Annotated in this window: 22 protein-coding genes and 2 tRNA genes; 19 read left to right on the forward strand and 5 right to left on the reverse strand. The window is 67.7% G+C overall.

Features of this window, described 5'->3' with window-relative positions; translation table 11 throughout:
- Positions 1–19: 19 nt before the first annotated feature.
- Complete coding sequence (locus ACFWYW_RS28370; protein WP_379626329.1) at positions 20–892, reverse strand: LLM class flavin-dependent oxidoreductase; 873 nt, start codon at positions 890–892, stop codon at positions 20–22.
- A 57-nt stretch (positions 893–949) separates the two neighbouring features.
- Between ACFWYW_RS28370 and ACFWYW_RS28375 the strand changes: the two genes are divergently transcribed.
- Positions 950–2,725 (forward strand): trypsin-like peptidase domain-containing protein, encoded by a 1,776-nt coding sequence (locus ACFWYW_RS28375; RefSeq protein WP_379626331.1) that lies wholly within the window; start codon positions 950–952, stop codon positions 2,723–2,725.
- 4 nt (positions 2,726–2,729) lie between these two features.
- Here ACFWYW_RS28375 and ACFWYW_RS28380 read toward each other — a convergent pair whose 3' ends face one another.
- Positions 2,730–3,338, reverse strand: coding sequence for a uridine kinase (locus ACFWYW_RS28380; RefSeq protein WP_379626333.1), 609 nt, complete (start codon positions 3,336–3,338; stop codon positions 2,730–2,732).
- A 106-nt stretch (positions 3,339–3,444) separates the two neighbouring features.
- Positions 3,445–3,518 (reverse strand) — tRNA-Gly (locus tag ACFWYW_RS28385).
- Between the two features lie 89 nt (positions 3,519–3,607).
- Between ACFWYW_RS28385 and ACFWYW_RS28390 the strand changes: the two genes are divergently transcribed.
- A tRNA-Pro gene (locus ACFWYW_RS28390) sits at positions 3,608–3,681 on the forward strand.
- 17 nt (positions 3,682–3,698) lie between these two features.
- Here the strand turns inward: ACFWYW_RS28390 and ACFWYW_RS28395 are convergent.
- Positions 3,699–5,093 carry a tyrosine-type recombinase/integrase gene (locus tag ACFWYW_RS28395; protein WP_379641103.1) on the reverse strand — a complete coding sequence of 465 codons (1,395 nt, stop codon included), beginning with the start codon at positions 5,091–5,093 and terminating at the stop codon, positions 3,699–3,701.
- 799 nt (positions 5,094–5,892) lie between these two features.
- Here ACFWYW_RS28395 and ACFWYW_RS28400 point away from each other — a divergent pair.
- Positions 5,893–6,126 (forward strand): hypothetical protein, encoded by a 234-nt coding sequence (locus ACFWYW_RS28400; RefSeq protein ID WP_379626335.1) that lies wholly within the window; start codon positions 5,893–5,895, stop codon positions 6,124–6,126.
- A gap of 174 nt (positions 6,127–6,300) precedes the next feature.
- Here ACFWYW_RS28400 and ACFWYW_RS28405 read toward each other — a convergent pair whose 3' ends face one another.
- Positions 6,301–6,729, reverse strand: coding sequence for a helix-turn-helix domain-containing protein (locus ACFWYW_RS28405; RefSeq protein WP_379626337.1), 429 nt, complete (start codon positions 6,727–6,729; stop codon positions 6,301–6,303).
- A gap of 217 nt (positions 6,730–6,946) precedes the next feature.
- On the opposite strand from ACFWYW_RS28405, the gene ACFWYW_RS28410 reads away from it, so the two are divergent.
- From ACFWYW_RS28410 to ACFWYW_RS28485, 16 genes are all read left to right on the forward strand, one after another.
- Positions 6,947–7,192 (forward strand): helix-turn-helix domain-containing protein, encoded by a 246-nt coding sequence (locus tag ACFWYW_RS28410; protein WP_379626339.1) that lies wholly within the window; start codon positions 6,947–6,949, stop codon positions 7,190–7,192.
- A gap of 17 nt (positions 7,193–7,209) precedes the next feature.
- On the forward strand, positions 7,210–7,566 hold the full coding sequence (locus tag ACFWYW_RS28415; protein ID WP_379626341.1) for a hypothetical protein: 357 nt from the start codon (positions 7,210–7,212) through the stop codon (positions 7,564–7,566).
- On the forward strand, positions 7,563–8,357 hold the full coding sequence (locus tag ACFWYW_RS28420) for a phage antirepressor KilAC domain-containing protein (RefSeq protein ID WP_379626343.1): 795 nt from the start codon (positions 7,563–7,565) through the stop codon (positions 8,355–8,357). Before ACFWYW_RS28415 ends, ACFWYW_RS28420 begins: the two co-directional genes overlap by 4 nt.
- Before the next feature lie 245 nt (positions 8,358–8,602).
- A complete protein-coding gene (locus tag ACFWYW_RS28425) occupies positions 8,603–8,809 on the forward strand; it encodes a hypothetical protein (RefSeq protein WP_379626345.1) in 207 nt (68 codons plus the stop codon).
- Between the two features lie 69 nt (positions 8,810–8,878).
- On the forward strand, positions 8,879–9,028 hold the full coding sequence (locus ACFWYW_RS28430; protein WP_379626347.1) for a hypothetical protein: 150 nt from the start codon (positions 8,879–8,881) through the stop codon (positions 9,026–9,028).
- The gene (locus tag ACFWYW_RS28435; protein WP_379626349.1) at positions 9,025–9,447 is read left to right on the forward strand and encodes a hypothetical protein; all 423 of its coding nucleotides are present in this window, start codon (positions 9,025–9,027) and stop codon (positions 9,445–9,447) included. Before ACFWYW_RS28430 ends, ACFWYW_RS28435 begins: the two co-directional genes overlap by 4 nt.
- Entirely contained in the window at positions 9,444–9,875 is a 432-nt protein-coding gene (locus ACFWYW_RS28440) for a hypothetical protein (protein WP_379626351.1), read from the forward strand. Before ACFWYW_RS28435 ends, ACFWYW_RS28440 begins: the two co-directional genes overlap by 4 nt.
- Entirely contained in the window at positions 9,872–10,264 is a 393-nt protein-coding gene (locus tag ACFWYW_RS28445) for a hypothetical protein (protein ID WP_379626353.1), read from the forward strand. Before ACFWYW_RS28440 ends, ACFWYW_RS28445 begins: the two co-directional genes overlap by 4 nt.
- Entirely contained in the window at positions 10,261–10,542 is a 282-nt protein-coding gene (locus ACFWYW_RS28450; protein WP_379626355.1) for a hypothetical protein, read from the forward strand. The genes ACFWYW_RS28445 and ACFWYW_RS28450 overlap by 4 nt, the downstream gene beginning before the upstream one ends.
- Positions 10,539–11,309 carry a hypothetical protein gene (locus ACFWYW_RS28455; protein WP_379626357.1) on the forward strand — a complete coding sequence of 257 codons (771 nt, stop codon included), beginning with the start codon at positions 10,539–10,541 and terminating at the stop codon, positions 11,307–11,309. Before ACFWYW_RS28450 ends, ACFWYW_RS28455 begins: the two co-directional genes overlap by 4 nt.
- Positions 11,306–11,545 carry a hypothetical protein gene (locus ACFWYW_RS28460; protein ID WP_379626359.1) on the forward strand — a complete coding sequence of 80 codons (240 nt, stop codon included), beginning with the start codon at positions 11,306–11,308 and terminating at the stop codon, positions 11,543–11,545. Before ACFWYW_RS28455 ends, ACFWYW_RS28460 begins: the two co-directional genes overlap by 4 nt.
- Positions 11,542–11,853 carry a hypothetical protein gene (locus tag ACFWYW_RS28465; protein WP_379626361.1) on the forward strand — a complete coding sequence of 104 codons (312 nt, stop codon included), beginning with the start codon at positions 11,542–11,544 and terminating at the stop codon, positions 11,851–11,853. The genes ACFWYW_RS28460 and ACFWYW_RS28465 overlap by 4 nt, the downstream gene beginning before the upstream one ends.
- Complete coding sequence (locus tag ACFWYW_RS28470; protein WP_379626363.1) at positions 11,850–12,149, forward strand: hypothetical protein; 300 nt, start codon at positions 11,850–11,852, stop codon at positions 12,147–12,149. Before ACFWYW_RS28465 ends, ACFWYW_RS28470 begins: the two co-directional genes overlap by 4 nt.
- A 2-nt stretch (positions 12,150–12,151) precedes the next feature.
- Entirely contained in the window at positions 12,152–13,090 is a 939-nt protein-coding gene (locus tag ACFWYW_RS28475) for a YqaJ viral recombinase family protein (RefSeq protein ID WP_379626365.1), read from the forward strand.
- Positions 13,087–14,025, forward strand: coding sequence for a phage recombination protein Bet (gene bet / locus ACFWYW_RS28480; protein ID WP_379626367.1), 939 nt, complete (start codon positions 13,087–13,089; stop codon positions 14,023–14,025). The genes ACFWYW_RS28475 and bet overlap by 4 nt, the downstream gene beginning before the upstream one ends.
- Positions 14,022–14,215: hypothetical protein (locus tag ACFWYW_RS28485; RefSeq protein WP_379626369.1), on the forward strand; the 194-nt coding region annotated here is incomplete at its 3' end. The genes bet and ACFWYW_RS28485, both read left to right, overlap by 4 nt.

Raw genomic sequence — 14,215 nt, forward strand, 5'->3', positions numbered from 1 at the left:
GCAGTGTCGGCGTCCTGCGTCAGCCCTGTCGTTCCAGGGCCACCTGCTCACGAACCGCCGGCACCACCTGCTCGGCGAAGCGCGTGAGCTGCTCCCGCTGATCGCCCTCCGGCCAGAAGACGAACGCGTCGATACCGTGCCCGACCGCCAGATCCGTCAGCTCGTCCACCCACTGCTCGGCCGGCCCCTTCAGAAACCCCTCCGCCGCGCCGCCCGTAATGGTGCCGCCCGCGTTGTAGACACGCCGGATGTCGGACGGTTCGCGGCCCGCCGCCCGCGCCGCCTCGTCGACGCGGGCGCTCATCTCGGGCAGCCGATCCGGCGTCGCCCACCCCGACGACGGCACCCAGCCGTCGGCCAGCCGCCCCGTCAGCGCGAGCGCCTTCGGCCCGCCGGAACCCACCCAGATGCCGATGTCGTGCGCGGGCGCCGGTCCCGTCTGAGCGCCGCGCAGGTGATAGTGCTCGCCCTCGAAGCGCTGGTTGCGCTCGCCGCTCCACACGGCCCTGATCACCGTGATCGCCTCCTCCAGCGCGCCGAGCGCCTCCTTGGGTGTACGGCGCGGCCCGCCGTACGCGTCGATGGCGTCCCAGAACGAACCGGCCCCAAGCCCGAGCTCCACCCGGCCGCCGCTCAGCAGGTCGAGGCTCGCCGCCGCCTTGGCCAGCACGGCGGGGTGGCGCAACGGCAGGTTCGCCACGTCGGGGAAGACCGTGATCCGCTCCGTCTTGGCCGCGATGACGCTGAGCAGGGTCCAGGTGTCCACGTACCGGCGCTGGTAGGGATGGTCCTGCACGCCGATCAGGTCAAGGCCGAGCCGGTCGGCCAGTCGCGCGTACTCAATGAGGGGATCGGCGCTGTTCGGCACCAGGAAATACCCGAAGTCCGTCATGGCTCTGAGTATGGGACTACTCATGCGCCCGGCCGGGGACGGGCTCACCGTGGCCTCATGGACGCCATGTCACAGACCCGGGCAGCGGCGGCGCGATACGCGAGCAAGCGGGATGACCGCGCGCGCATCCAGCGCCGCCGGGAGCAGACCGGGCACCACATCGTGGACGACGCCGACCAGGTGACCGCCAGGGCCGAGCGGCTCGTCCAGCACGGAACCGTCTCCGTCGCCACCGTGGAACGCCTCTCGGAGCAGAGCCCCGACCGCCTGCTCGAACGCATCGTCGGCGTCTCGGCCGACTTCCAGCCCGCCAACTTCCTGGCCAGGGGAGCGCGGGCCATCACCTCCGTGGGCCGCATCACCCAGGGCTCCAACGGCCGCGCCATCCCCGTCGGGACGGGCTTCCTGGTCGCGCCCTCGCTGCTGCTCACCAACAACCACGTGCTGCCCGACCAGGACAGCGCGGGCGAGGCCGAGGTCGAGTTCGGCGCCGAGATGAGCATCGACAACGACCCGCCCGCCTGGACCCGCTTCCGCCTCGACCCGTCGGCGGCGTTCGTCACCGACGAGGAGCTCGACTACACGCTCGTCCGCGTCGTCCCCGCCGCCGACGGCAGGACCGCCGGCGACCTGTACGGCTGGAACCGCCTGATGGCCCGCCAGGGCAAGATCGTCACCGGCGAGCCGGTCAACCTCGTCGGCCACCCCAACGGCCGGCTCAAGGAGATCACCATCCGCCGCAACGAGCTGACCATGCAGCTCGACCATTTCCTCCACTACAGCGCCGACACCGAACCGGGCAGCTCCGGCTCGCCCGTCTTCAACGACCAGTGGGAGGTCGTCGCCCTCCACCACTCCGGCGTCCCCGGCGAGGACGGCGCCTGGATCGCCAACGAGGGCGTCCGCGTCAGCTCCATCCTGTCCGGCCTGCCCGCCGGCCTGCTGTCCGAGCTGGGCGCCGCCCCGCTCGCCGCGGAGTCGATCGCGCCGGTACGGCAGGCCGGCGCGCCCGCCCGCCCCTCAGCCTTCGGCGGCACCCGCCACCTCGTCTTCCTCCACGGCCGGGGCCAGACGGGCCGAGACCCCCAGACCATGCGCCGCGAGTGGATCGCCGGGCTCAACAAGGGCCTCACCCTCGCCGGCCTGCCGACCGTGGAACCCGCCGACGTGTGGTTCCCCTTCTACGGCGACACCCTCACCGAGCCGCGGGAGTCCCTGATCCCCGCCTCCCCGACCACCCGCGTCGTCTACGAGCAGCTCATCGGCGAGGCCGCCGCGCTCGCCGGCCGCCCCGCCGACGGCCGCCGCGAGGGGCTGCTGACCGGCGTCCAGGGCGCCCTGTCCTGGCTGGCCTCCGCCACGAACCTCGACCACCTCCTGATCGCCGCCGTCTTCCGCGACGTGGCCGCCTATCTCGACGACTCCTCGGTACGGCAGGCCGTACTGGCCAGCGTCGAACGCACCCTCCCGGCCTCCGGCCAGGTGGTCCTCGTCGCCCACAGTCTCGGCACCGTCGTCGCCATGGACCTGCTCACCCGCCTGCCCGCCGCGCTGGAGGTCCCGCTCCTGGTGACCCTGGGCAGCCCGCTGGGCCTGGACGCCGTCCAGGGCCGCCTGCTGTCGGGGGGCCCGCACCGCCCCGACCGGGCCGGCCAGTGGCTCAACGTCTGGTCGCAGTCGGACCCGGTGAGCATCGGCTGCCCGCTGGAGGACGACTGGAAGGGACAGGTGGACGAACGCGCCGTCGACAACCCGCTCCAACGCTCCCACGACGTGGCCGAGTACCTGTCCCACCCGCACGTGGCCCGAGCCCTGCTACGCCACCTCACATAGGTCGTCATTCAAGCAAGGCAGGATGCCGAAGATCATCCACCTTGACCGCGACGTCCGCCGCCCGCACCGGCCCGACCTCCCGCTCGTACCGCTCATAGGCGGGCAGCCGCCACCGCTCCTCCGCGCCGGCGCGCCGTTCCAGCGCCGCCGCGGACATCCACAGATGCACGCTCAGCTCGGCCGCCAGCCCCCGGCCGAGCAGCAGCGTCCCGTCCAGCACCACCACCCCGCCCGGCGGCACCTTCTGGTACGGCACGCGAAACGCCCGGTCGGCGACGCTGTCCCAGAGCCGGGGGAGCACCTGGCCGGAGCCGTTGAAGACCTCCCTGGCGATGGCCTTCACATCCAGCCAGTCGTCGTAGAAGGAGTCAGGATCGGTCCTGCCGAATTCGAGCCGAAGCGAGGCGGGCCGCAGAAAGTCCCAGGCCGACACCCTGATCACCGGCCGCCCCAGCACACGGAGCGGCTCCGCCAGCGCGTCCGCGTAGCCGTCCGGCCGGGCGGCGGGCGCCCCGTCCACGATCACCCGCGCGGGCGCGTCCCGGGGCAACTCCACGACGCGCCGAACCAGCTCCTCGACCAGCGACTCCGGCGAGATCGGCCGCACCCCCATGCCACGACCCTAGTGCCCGCGCCCTTCCCGAACCCGGGCGGCACCCCTCGATCTCACCCGAGGCCCGGAACGCCGAAAGGCCGGGCTGAGCCCGGCCTTTCGCAGGTGGAGCGGACGACGGGAATCGAACCCGCGTAGCTAGTTTGGAAGACTAGGGCTCTACCATTGAGCTACGTCCGCGCGAGCCGGTCCAAGTCTGGTCTAGACTTCATCCGGTCGTCAGGGCGTAAGCGTACCGGAGTCTCGGGGAGCTTGCGCACCGGGCGCGGCGGGGCGTGGCGCAGCTTGGTAGCGCGCTTGCTTTGGGAGCAAGAAGTCGCAGGTTCAAATCCTGTCGCCCCGACTTGCTGTTTCGCCAGGTCATCCGACCTGGCGAAACACAGGTGAAATGATCTTTGCTCCTCCGATGGGAGGAATTTGGGAGATCAACTCCCAGTGGCCCAGATGGGGCTCCAGGAGCGCCTGTAATACGGGCACACTCGAAGGACCCTTTCGGGCGCGCGCCTTGAGAGACTGGACCCACCGGCGCTCAAGCCCCGCCAGAAGCCGCTTCAGGATCTCTGGTTCGATATGTGAATAGATTCTCTGGATTCCCGGCAGCTTGTGCCCAAGCCGCTTGAACTGAGCCGCTTCCGGGATGAGATCTCCGATCATCCACGTCTTGTGCGAATGACGAAGATCATGGGGTGTTGCGCCAGGCTCGATGGGCAGCCAACTGGCGACCGCCCGCGCTTCCATCGCCGCACGATCCCAGCGGCCACGCCTGATGACCAAGCGCCCCTCGCCGTTCACCAACAGCGGCAGACGCGCCCGATCCTTGTATGGGACTGGCAGGCCATCCACCGCCGGACGGAAGTATCGGTTGGCGAAGTTGGACCGACCCTGATGTGAACCGTCCTGCGCCCGGAAGATGTAGTCGCCGCCATGGCACTCGCACCTGGCCGGCTTCACCCGCTGAAGGTGATCCGACATGAGGGACGTCAGAAACGGGGGGAGATGTACGTCTCGCCGCGAGTTCTGCTTGGGCGGTGCCTTGATGAACCGACCACGGACCTCCCTGAACTGCCACTCCACGCGAATCTCGCCGAGCCTGCAGTACCTCCGCTCCAGACCGCGGATCTCGCCTCCACGCATGCCTGTGTAGCCGCGCACGATGACTTCCAGGAACTCGTCAGGGCGCCCTGAGATCATCGAGGCGCGTTCAGCGGTCTCCAGCGTCTGGTTCTCGTCCAGCCAGAGACTCTCCTCGGTGGCGGACGCGTGGATGTCCTGCCGCCCCCGTCGGCGTCGCTTCCGTGCCGGATTCTTGTCGATCCAGCCACCCAAGACGGCGTCCTCCAAGATGGTGCCAAGGACGCTCCGCGCCTTGGCTGCGACGGAAGCGGCAAGACCTTTGCGCCGGACATCCGCCTCGAAGCTATCGAACTCCATCGGGTCCATTTGCTCCAGGTCGTTCAGCGTCAGACCGCCAAATGCGGGCAGTATGTGGTGAACGATCATGTAGGCGTAGTTCTCGTCTGTGGTCTCTGCGAGGTCCTGAGCTGCCGCCCATTTCCTGATCCACTCGCGGAGTGTGATGTCGCCCTTCTTGGGGTCTCGCCAGCGGCGACGGCGGACCTCTGCTTCCTGCTCTCGGCCCCAATCCAGCGCTTCCTGCTTGGTGGCGAACCCCGGCCGGCTTCGCTCTCCGGCCGGGGTCATGTACTTCACTCGCCATGGGGTGGGGCCATTGCCGCGTTTCTCGGCATAAGCCACTGTGCTTCGACCTCTCCTTCTCAGCGGATCGTGACGATGCCTCCTATGGGGTTGCCCAGGTCCACCTCGACCTGGAGTGGGCCGGCGCTGGCGATGACTTCGATGCCAGTGCTCGCTTTGGTGGACGGCGTAGGCCCATGTGAAGGCTCGGGTGACGGCTCGCTACTCGGCGTTGGCGTTGCGCTGGCATCGGCCGTCTCGCTAGACCTCCTTATTGGTGTTGGCGACGGTGCAGAGGGCGATGGCGTGGCGCGCTCCAAGGGTTCCCCCTCTGCGACGCGTGCTGGTGACTTGCGAGGCCTGCTGGAAGGCATCGGCGGGATCACTGCAACGCGAGGTTCGCGAGCCACGTCGGGGGCAACTGGTACTACTCGGGCGGGTAACACTGGGAAGGTCGGCAGCGCACTGTCGACCACGGGGGAGGCGCCGCCAACACCTGTTGCAATCGCCGCCCCACAGGCGATCGCAACAGTCTGCTGCCGTACGGGCTCCATGAAGAGCTGCCCGAGAGGAGCGAGGGCTAGTGTCGCCTTGCGGAGGATGGCCCGCACGGCAGTTAGCGCATTCTCTGACGATTGTTCGGTGTTGACCACGATGAGACGACGCTCTGCAGTTGTATCGTCGTCAACGATCGCGGCTAGGGCCGGGTCGAGCTCAGCGCGGCAAAACCCTCGGGGGTCACCGTCGCTCATGCTGCGAGCCTCTCAGCCACGAGGCCGCAGATCTGGACCCAGACGGCTCGCTCCCGTGGAGGCGCCGGATAGCCCAGCGGGTTGACCACGATCCGTATGGAGTGGCCGTGGACCTGGAGTGCCACCATGCGTTGGACCCCTTCCGGTGCTCTGAGTGCCTCCACGAGTTCTGCGGGCGGGTCCCCGACGTTCAGGTGTGCTTCCAGGCGTCGCTTTTCGGCTCGGACGCGTTCGTCTTCGGGGCGTCCGGCTTCGATGTGATCGACGAGGTGGGTAAGCCCTTGCCGCCCCATCGCGGCAAGGGCTTTGTTCTGGAGATGACGGATGGAATCGATGGATGAAAGGGGTTGGGACGTCACGTCCACCTCCCAGTGGGTGCGGTGGTGTTTGTGATCCCTCGCGACGGGTTTTGCGTTGTTTGCCTACTTGATGTCATGACACGCAAGTGAGGCTAGAGGTGAGTGCTATTCGTGATCGGACCGTTACTCTGGGTTCGATCATGCCGTCTGGGGCGCCTATCCCGCCTTGTCCTGATCGGCGCGTTGCTCTCTCAGGGCCCGAAGTTCGTCCCTGACTGCGGCCAGGTCTTCTTGTTGTTCGCTGACTTGTCTTCGAAGGGGTTCAAGCTCGGCGCGCATCGCTGCGCGGATCGCATCAACCTGATCCATAGCTGCCTTCTCGGCGACACTCGCAGGCGCGGTCTGGGTGTCGTCTAGCTGGAGGTGGGCGGGGTCGTCCGAGTAAACGGCCGCGGTCATCTCCTCCGGCCCCACGCCGATAGCGGGGTACCGCTTTCGGAGGGCCTTGCCCATGGCAACGAGGCTTTCGTGCTTGGGCTTGCTCGACCCTGTGCGCCAACGACTGAGTTGCGATTGGTCCATGGGGACGAGCGAGGCCAACTGCGCCTGCGACATGGACGTCTCGTTGAGAATCCTGTCGATCAAGGCCCGCAGTCTGTCGGGCCATGCTGGCGTGACCATGTACATGACCATACGGCTATGCTCATACCCGTGTCCAGTTATGCAGATCTGCATAGGCCCTGGTCACGCCAACAATTCCTTGGGCCCCATGCATAACTGCAGGTCTCAACTATGGGCGTGACCCAATTTGACTTCGAAAAACTCTTGTCATGGGCTATGTACATAACCTAGGTTCATGTACATGAGCCACACGGAACCGACGGTCCGACTGCGACCCGACGTGGGAAAACGGCTGAAGGCCGAGTTCGGCGTCACCAGTGACCTGGCGCTCGCCAGACGGCTCGGCATCGACCAGAGCCACTACAGCCGCGTCCAGAGCGGCGACTCCGACCCCGGCCCCAAGTTCCAGGCGAAGCTGCTCGTCGCCGTCCGAGAGATCGACCTCGACTGGTACGACCTCTTCGAGGTCTTCCCCGCGGCGAGTTGATCAACGTGGACCGCTGGATGACCAAGCACGAGCTCGCCATTCACTTCGGGCTCGTAGATGAGAACGGCAAGCCACAGGTCTTCACCATCGGCCGCAGGGCCGCTTCCGGCGAGTGGCCTTCGCACATGCCGAACGGGAAACTGCGGTTCTCCCCCGAGGACGTGGCGGCCATCGAGGACATGCTCCGTCATCCCGCAACGCGTCGACGGGAAGCCGCCAAACCCGAGCAGGTGGAGCAGCGGGTTCGACGTCAGACGAAGCAGAACCGAGCGGGTCGCGGCGCCTCGCCGCGAGGGGCTGGGCTGCTCGGCCTCATTGATTTCGACGCCGCTACAACCCTGAAGAACCGGCGCGGCTCGGAGGGCTCAGCATGAACGAAATCCAGCTCTTCGACAACGGCGAGTTCAATCTGGAGATCACTCCGGTTGGTGAGAGCTTCATCGTCAATGCGCCTGGCCTGGCTCGTGCCCTGGGTAGCCGTGACGCCAACACACTGGTGGCCAGCGTCCCCGACGACGAGAAGGGGAAGGGGTACGGAGTAGTCCGTACCCCCGGCGGTGACCAGCAGGTTTGGCACGTGACCGAGGCCGGGTTCTATCGCGTGCTCGGTCAGCGGCAGGCCGCCCGCATCAAGAACGTCGCGATCCGCGAGATGGTGATCCGCTTCCAGAAGTGGATCTTTGCGGAAGTACTTCCCGCGATTCGCCGCGGCGAACTTCTGGCTCCGCAGCAGCGGGCGATCCCACGGGACTACCCGTCGGCTCTCCGCGCACTGGCGGGCGAGGTTGAGGCGCACAACGAGACGAAGCTCGAACTCGAACACGAGAAGCCGCTGGCCGAGGCGTACCGCGACCTGATGGACGCTGACGGCAGCTTCGACTGGGCGGCAGTGGCGCAGATCTTCGCCAGGGTCACCGGCGGCCTTGGTCGCAACAGGTTTCTCGAACTGCTGCGCGCCGACGGCTTGAAGGTCCTCAAGGAGAACAACACCCCCTACCAGTTCAAGGGGATGGATCGCTTCTTCAAGGTCGGCCCCGTCAAGGGCGGAAACAAGGCATTCCCCATCACGCGGGTCACCCCGGAAGGGCTCGACTGGCTTCGCAGGCGGCTGATCAAGCACTTCAACCACCAGTCGGCCCTGTTCGCGATCGGAGAGATCGCGTGATGGCGAAGAAGAAGTCTCCCTCGCTGCCGTGGCTTCCGCCGAGCGGCCCGTCCTGGTGGATGTGCGCCAAGGGTCACGTCAACCCTCGCACCGCTACGAGATGCGGGAAGTGCCGATGACCGCCGCCCAGAGGCTCGCCGCTGCCGAGGCGATCGTCGCCCTGTCCCTGCGTACGACGCTGCTGGCCGAGATCGACCGGGCTGACGACGAGTCCGCGCACGCCACGAACTTCTGAGGAGATCCCCATGCTCAACGATGCCCAGCGCCGGGTCCGCTACTTCGCTCAGACCGGCCGCAGCGAACTGACGCCCCGTCAGCGCCGCCGGGTCCGGCACAAGGACAACCACCAGTCGGCTCTCGCGGTGATCGCGCGGGACGAGAAGACGAAGGCGAAGGTCGCAGCCGCCGAGCAGCGCAAGCGCAGCGCCCTGCTGCCCGCCACCAGCAAGTAGGTGGCCCCCGCCGGCGCACACCGGCGAAGGCCCCATCCCGCTCAGAGATCCGAAGAAGAGGAGCAGGACATGAACACAAGCGTAATCCCCGCTGAGGATGACGTCGCCGGCCAGACCGAGGTGTGGGAGGACCTGAAGCGCCTCTCGCCGCGCGACTACCAGCAGGCCGTCCACAACATCGAGACCCGTCTGGGTGAGCGTCTGGCTGGTGTCCGATGATGCCCGCGCAGGACCGTGAGGGTCTGCTGGATGGCTTGATCGTGGCCGTCAACCTGTTGACCGCGCACCCGGAGCTGGCGCCGTCCGATGTCGGCTATGCCGACCCGTGGCCGTTCTACGTACACACCGTGGAGGGCGCTCTCGCCTGGATCCGCGTGATGAATGGGCCGCCAAGGTCGGGCTTGATATTCGAAAGCACCAGCGACCGTCTCCGCCTGTTCGGGCAGATCCGCGGGCTCAAGGTGGTGGTAATCCTCCGCCAGCACGGCCTCGCGGAGCGGGCCGAGGTGCCACACCCTTCCGACCCGCACGGGCGACGCACCTGGTGGCGCATCCCCAAGGCGCTCGCCGACGCCATCGACCTCACAGACGGCAACATCATCGCCCCTCTCGTTGAGCAGCCGGAGCGTGCGTCATGAGCAACACCGAAGCCGAGCGCGCCGCGTACACCGCCGGGCTTCGCGCCCTGGCAGACATCCTTGACGCCAACCCCGACCTGCCCTTGCCGTACGACGGCGACGGCAAGCCGCTGAGCTTCATCGAGGGCATCGCGGCCGAGTCTCGGCGCGGCGCGGCAGTGTTCGCCCGCGTGATGCCGGGTCCGGTGGAGAAGTCCGGCACCGACAGCCAGTTCTACCTCAAGGCGAAGTTGCACGGGTTGCGCGTGAAGTGGATCGCCACCCGTGAGGAGATGTGCGAGCGGATCGTGGTCGGCACGCGCGAGGTCGAGATCGAGGAGCCGGACCCGGAGGCCGTGGCCGCGCTGCCGAAGGTAAAGCGCGTCGAGGTCGTCGAGGACGTGGAGTGGAAGTGCCGCCCGGTGCTGGCCGGCGAGGTGGCGTCATGAGCGCCCCGGCGATCTCCCTGGTGCAGGCATACCCGTCGCCGTTCGAGGTCGCAGTCCTGCACCTCGTTGACGGGGCGGTCGCTCGCGTCCATCACCCGTTCGGAGTGAAGGACTACCACCCATCACCTTTCGAGGACGAGGCGTACGCGGTCATCCCGGGCGACAAGAACGCGATCGGCTGGGGCGCGGTCCCGTGCTGGCACTACAGCCTGCGCGGTATCCGCAACGGCCGGCACCGGCTGGACCGTGCTGCGTGGCATGCCGCGGCGGCTCTGCTGCGCATGGGTCCGGTCGTGTATGTGACCTACGAGGAGCGCGATTACTACGGCAAGCCTCGGTGGACCGCCGTGGCTGCCCGCCCGGCCGAGCAGGCGCGAGGTGCGGCATGAGCACCGACACCCAGGCGTGGCTGACGCCCGCAATCCAGGCGGCTGCCCGCGCCGTGCACCACCTTGCCCAGGAGGCAGCTGCTCATCCGGGACGGGCGGGTTTGTGGCGGGACAAGAAGGCCACCAAGGCGGCGCTGCGCAGGCTGTGCGCCCAGAGCGTGTATGTCGAGCATCCGGGCTGGGAGTACTTCCGCCAGTACCGGCTCTTCATGGAGCGAGAGCGGACGGCGCTGGCTGAGGCTGCCCGTCTCGCCGAGCAGACGGGAGGCGCAGCATGAGTGTGGAACTGGATTCGCCGCTCGTCTTCGACGCCGCTCTGCGGAAGATCGAAGAGTACTGGGCCGTGCCCATGATTCTGAGGAACCGGTTCGAGAGGGACCTGTTTCCGATCGTCGGCACCGAGCATGACCAGCTCGTCCCGTCCGGGATCGATAACCCGTACTGGGAGTTGATCCGCCGGCTTCCCTCCCGTAACGACGGCACCTGGCAGGGCGTCACCCCGTACGGCTATATCCGCGACCTGGACATTGGCCGGACGGCGCTCGTTACCACCTATGCGTGGTCGATCCCCAGCCCGGGTGACATCTCCTGGATCGCCTCCTTGCTTGATGGCCGCGCCGTGGTCGAGGTGGGCGCCGGGTCGGGCTACTGGGCGTGGCAACTCGCGCAGGCAGGTGTGGACGTCGCCCCGTATGAGCCCGAAGACCTGGCCGACAACACGTTCGTCGGCGCAGCCGAACCGTACGTCACCCTGCTCAAGGACGACGCCTCCGCTGCACGTGAGCACCCGGACCGGGCCCTGTTCATGTCGTGGCCGTCCTACGGCGGCTCGTGGGCCGCTCACGCACTGTCGGTCTACCAGGGCGACCTGTTCATCTACGCAGGCGAGAGCGAGGGCGGCTGCTGCGCCGATGACCCGTTCTTCCACCTGTTGGGCGCCGAGTGGACCGAGGTCGGAGACAGCCTGCATCACCGCACCTGGTGGGGCATCAACTGCCGCCTGATGGCCTTCCGCCGCAAGAGCCAGGCGGAGGCGACGTCATGAGCTCCTCCACGGACTTCGCGATCAGGCGGCTGACGCTTGAGGAGATCGACCGTCGCACGGAGCGCGGCTACCGCTGCGCCTCCGGGACCTGCTGGGACGTCGTCGCCTTCGAGAGCTCTTTCCTCTATCGGACTGGCAGGGCTGGCCGCATGCAGCGTTGTCACCGCTGGCTGTGCGGCAAGTGCGGCGGAAAGTTCGCCGCCAGGCACGGCATCGCGCTGGAGGCGACGTCATGACGGGCCGCTGGCTGTCCGTGGGCGAGGCCGCGTCCCGCCTGCACCGCACAGAGCGCGAGGTCCTCGCCCTCGTCATCGCCGGAACCCTCTACGCCGAGCTGCGAATGGACCACTACGAGCTGGCCGTCGATTCGGTGCAGGAGTACGCGCGCCGGCTGGAGAAGGCGCTCGCCTCGGAGCAGGCCACCTCAGGTGACGTCCTGGCCGAGCACGCGGGTCCGCTGGTCCCTCGCGACCCTGCCAACCCGGCCGAAGCCCAGATGACTGCGACCGACGAGCACGACTACAAGCGGGAGCGGGAGACGTGAGCGAGCAGATGACGCCGGTCTTTGAGGACCCTCCACCACTCGGCGTTCTTGCGGACGCGGACCAGTGGACACCCACCCGTGAGGCGCTCATAGCTCGGTCAGGTGAGTGGGCGCTGATCCTGGTCGGCCACTACGGCGACGCCAGCAAGCTCGTCGGACGCCTGCGCAAGAGCCGGGGCGTCTGGGCCGGCCACGAGTGGGAGGTCGCCGCCCGGAACACCCTGTCGAAAACCGACACCAAGGTCTACGCCCGCCACATCAAGCCCCTGGACTCCGACGAGGGAGACGAGCAGTGACGATGTCCACGCCGACTGGCCGACTCATTGGCCGCTGGGAGAGCGGAACGCCGGAATGGCATGCCGCCCGCGCTCAGCGGCTGGGCGGGTCGCGGATGTCGGCCCTGCTCGGTCTGTCGCCGTGGGAGTCGCCGTACTCGCTGTGGTGCCAGATGGCCGGCCTCGTGAAGCCCGATCAGCAGACGGCGGAGCAGGCGCGCGGACACTACCTGGAGGCCGGGATCGCGGACTGGTTCGCCGACCAGCACCCCGAGTACACGGTCCGGCCTGCGGGCACCTACGTGCACGCCGAGCGGGACTACCAGCTCGCCAACCCTGACCGGCTCCTGCTCGGCATGCCCGGCCACTTCCCCGAGCCGGGCGTCCGGGCAGGGCTGGAGTTGAAGACCGACGCCGACACCTCCGGCTGGGGCATTCCTGGCACCGACGAGATCCCGCTGTACTACCGGACGCAGGTCCAGTGGTACATGGACACGCTCGGCCTCGACACCTGGCACGTCGTCGTCCTGACCGGCCGGCTGGAGTTCCGCGAGTACGTCGTCCACTACGACCGGCTCGACTGCATGTGGATGCGGGACCGGGCCGAAGACTTCCTGTCGTCGCTGTACTGGCGGGACATGCCGGACCTGGACCACCATCCGGCCACCTACGCCACCGTCCGCAAGCTTCACCCGGACATCGACAAGGACGCGGCCTACGTCGCCGACCTCGATCTGGCGGTCGAGTTCATCGAAGCCACCGCCAGCCTGGCCGCCGCGCAGAAGCGCGAGCAGGAGGCCCGAGCGCGGCTGCTGGCCGCGATGGGCACCGCGCACCGCGCCTACTACGACGGCCACCGGCTGGCCCGCCGCCAGGCCAAGGGCGCCGGTACCCCGTTCCTGGTGGCCGAGCAGAAGCTCCCCAACCTTTCCGATCTTCTCCTTCATGGAGCCGCTGCATGACCATCACCGACAACCTGCCCGCAGTCCAAGGCAGTGGGGCCCTGGCCATCCAGCCTGCCCAGAGCATGTGGACGCCCGAGCAGCGCGCCGTCCTGGGCAGCCTCGGCGTAGACGCTGACTGCACGAACGCCGAGTTGGCCGGATTCTTGCACCTCTGCCAGCGCCGCGACCTGGACCCGTTCCTCAAGCAGGTCTACCTGATCGGCCGCTGGGATCGTCGGGCGAATCGGAAGGTGTTCACGCCGCAGACCGGCATCGACGGCTTTCGTGTGATCGCCCGCCGGGCGGCGGACAAGTCCGACATCGACTACGAGTACGAAGACACCATCTGGTTCGACGCCGAAGGCACCCAGCACGAGGTATGGCTCACGCCTGAGCCGCCGGTCGCCGCCAAGGTTGTGGTGATCCGCAACGGCAAGCGCTTCTCCGGGGTGGCCCGCTACGCCGCCTATGTCGACACGGACAAGGACGGCAACCCGAAGAACCAGTGGAAGTCCAGCCCGGACGGCCAGATCGAGAAGTGCGCAGAGGCCAAGGCCCTGCGCCGCGCCTTCCCTGAAGACCTCGGCGGCATGTACAGCGACGTGGAGATGGAGCACCTCGACGAGGAGGCGCCCCGCGAGGCGATCCAGGGCCAAACCGTCCGCGAGTCCGCCAACATGCGGTCCGCGGACGAGCCGGCCGACGGGGGCGCGGCCAAGCGGCAGCGAAACCAGATCGTCCAGATGCTGTCGACCAAAGGCGTCGGCAGTCCGGTTCTCGCCCTCGCCTACATGTCCCTGGTAGCGGAGCGGCCGATCAGGTCGATCGAAGAACTGAACGGCGCCGAGGCTGCGCAGGTGATGGCCGCGCTCGACCGGGGCGACCACCTGGACGATCTCCGCGAGATTGCCAGCGAGGACGGGTTCACGGCTAGCCAGGACGGCCAGTCATGAACGACGTCTTCCGGAAGGCCGAGTCCGGCTCCTTCGAGTTCCTCTCTGAAGACGCGGTGCTCACTCCCGCCGCCACGGACATGTTCTTGAGGCGACTCAACAACGAGCTTGGGCTGTCGCAGCTCGCGGTGAAGCGTGCGCGCGAAGCCGAGCTTCAGGCCGAGTACAACTACATGACCGCGCGGGCGCC

It is taken from the genome of Nonomuraea sp. NPDC059023 (assembly GCF_042740095.1).
In the GTDB taxonomy this organism is placed as follows: domain Bacteria; phylum Actinomycetota; class Actinomycetes; order Streptosporangiales; family Streptosporangiaceae; genus Nonomuraea.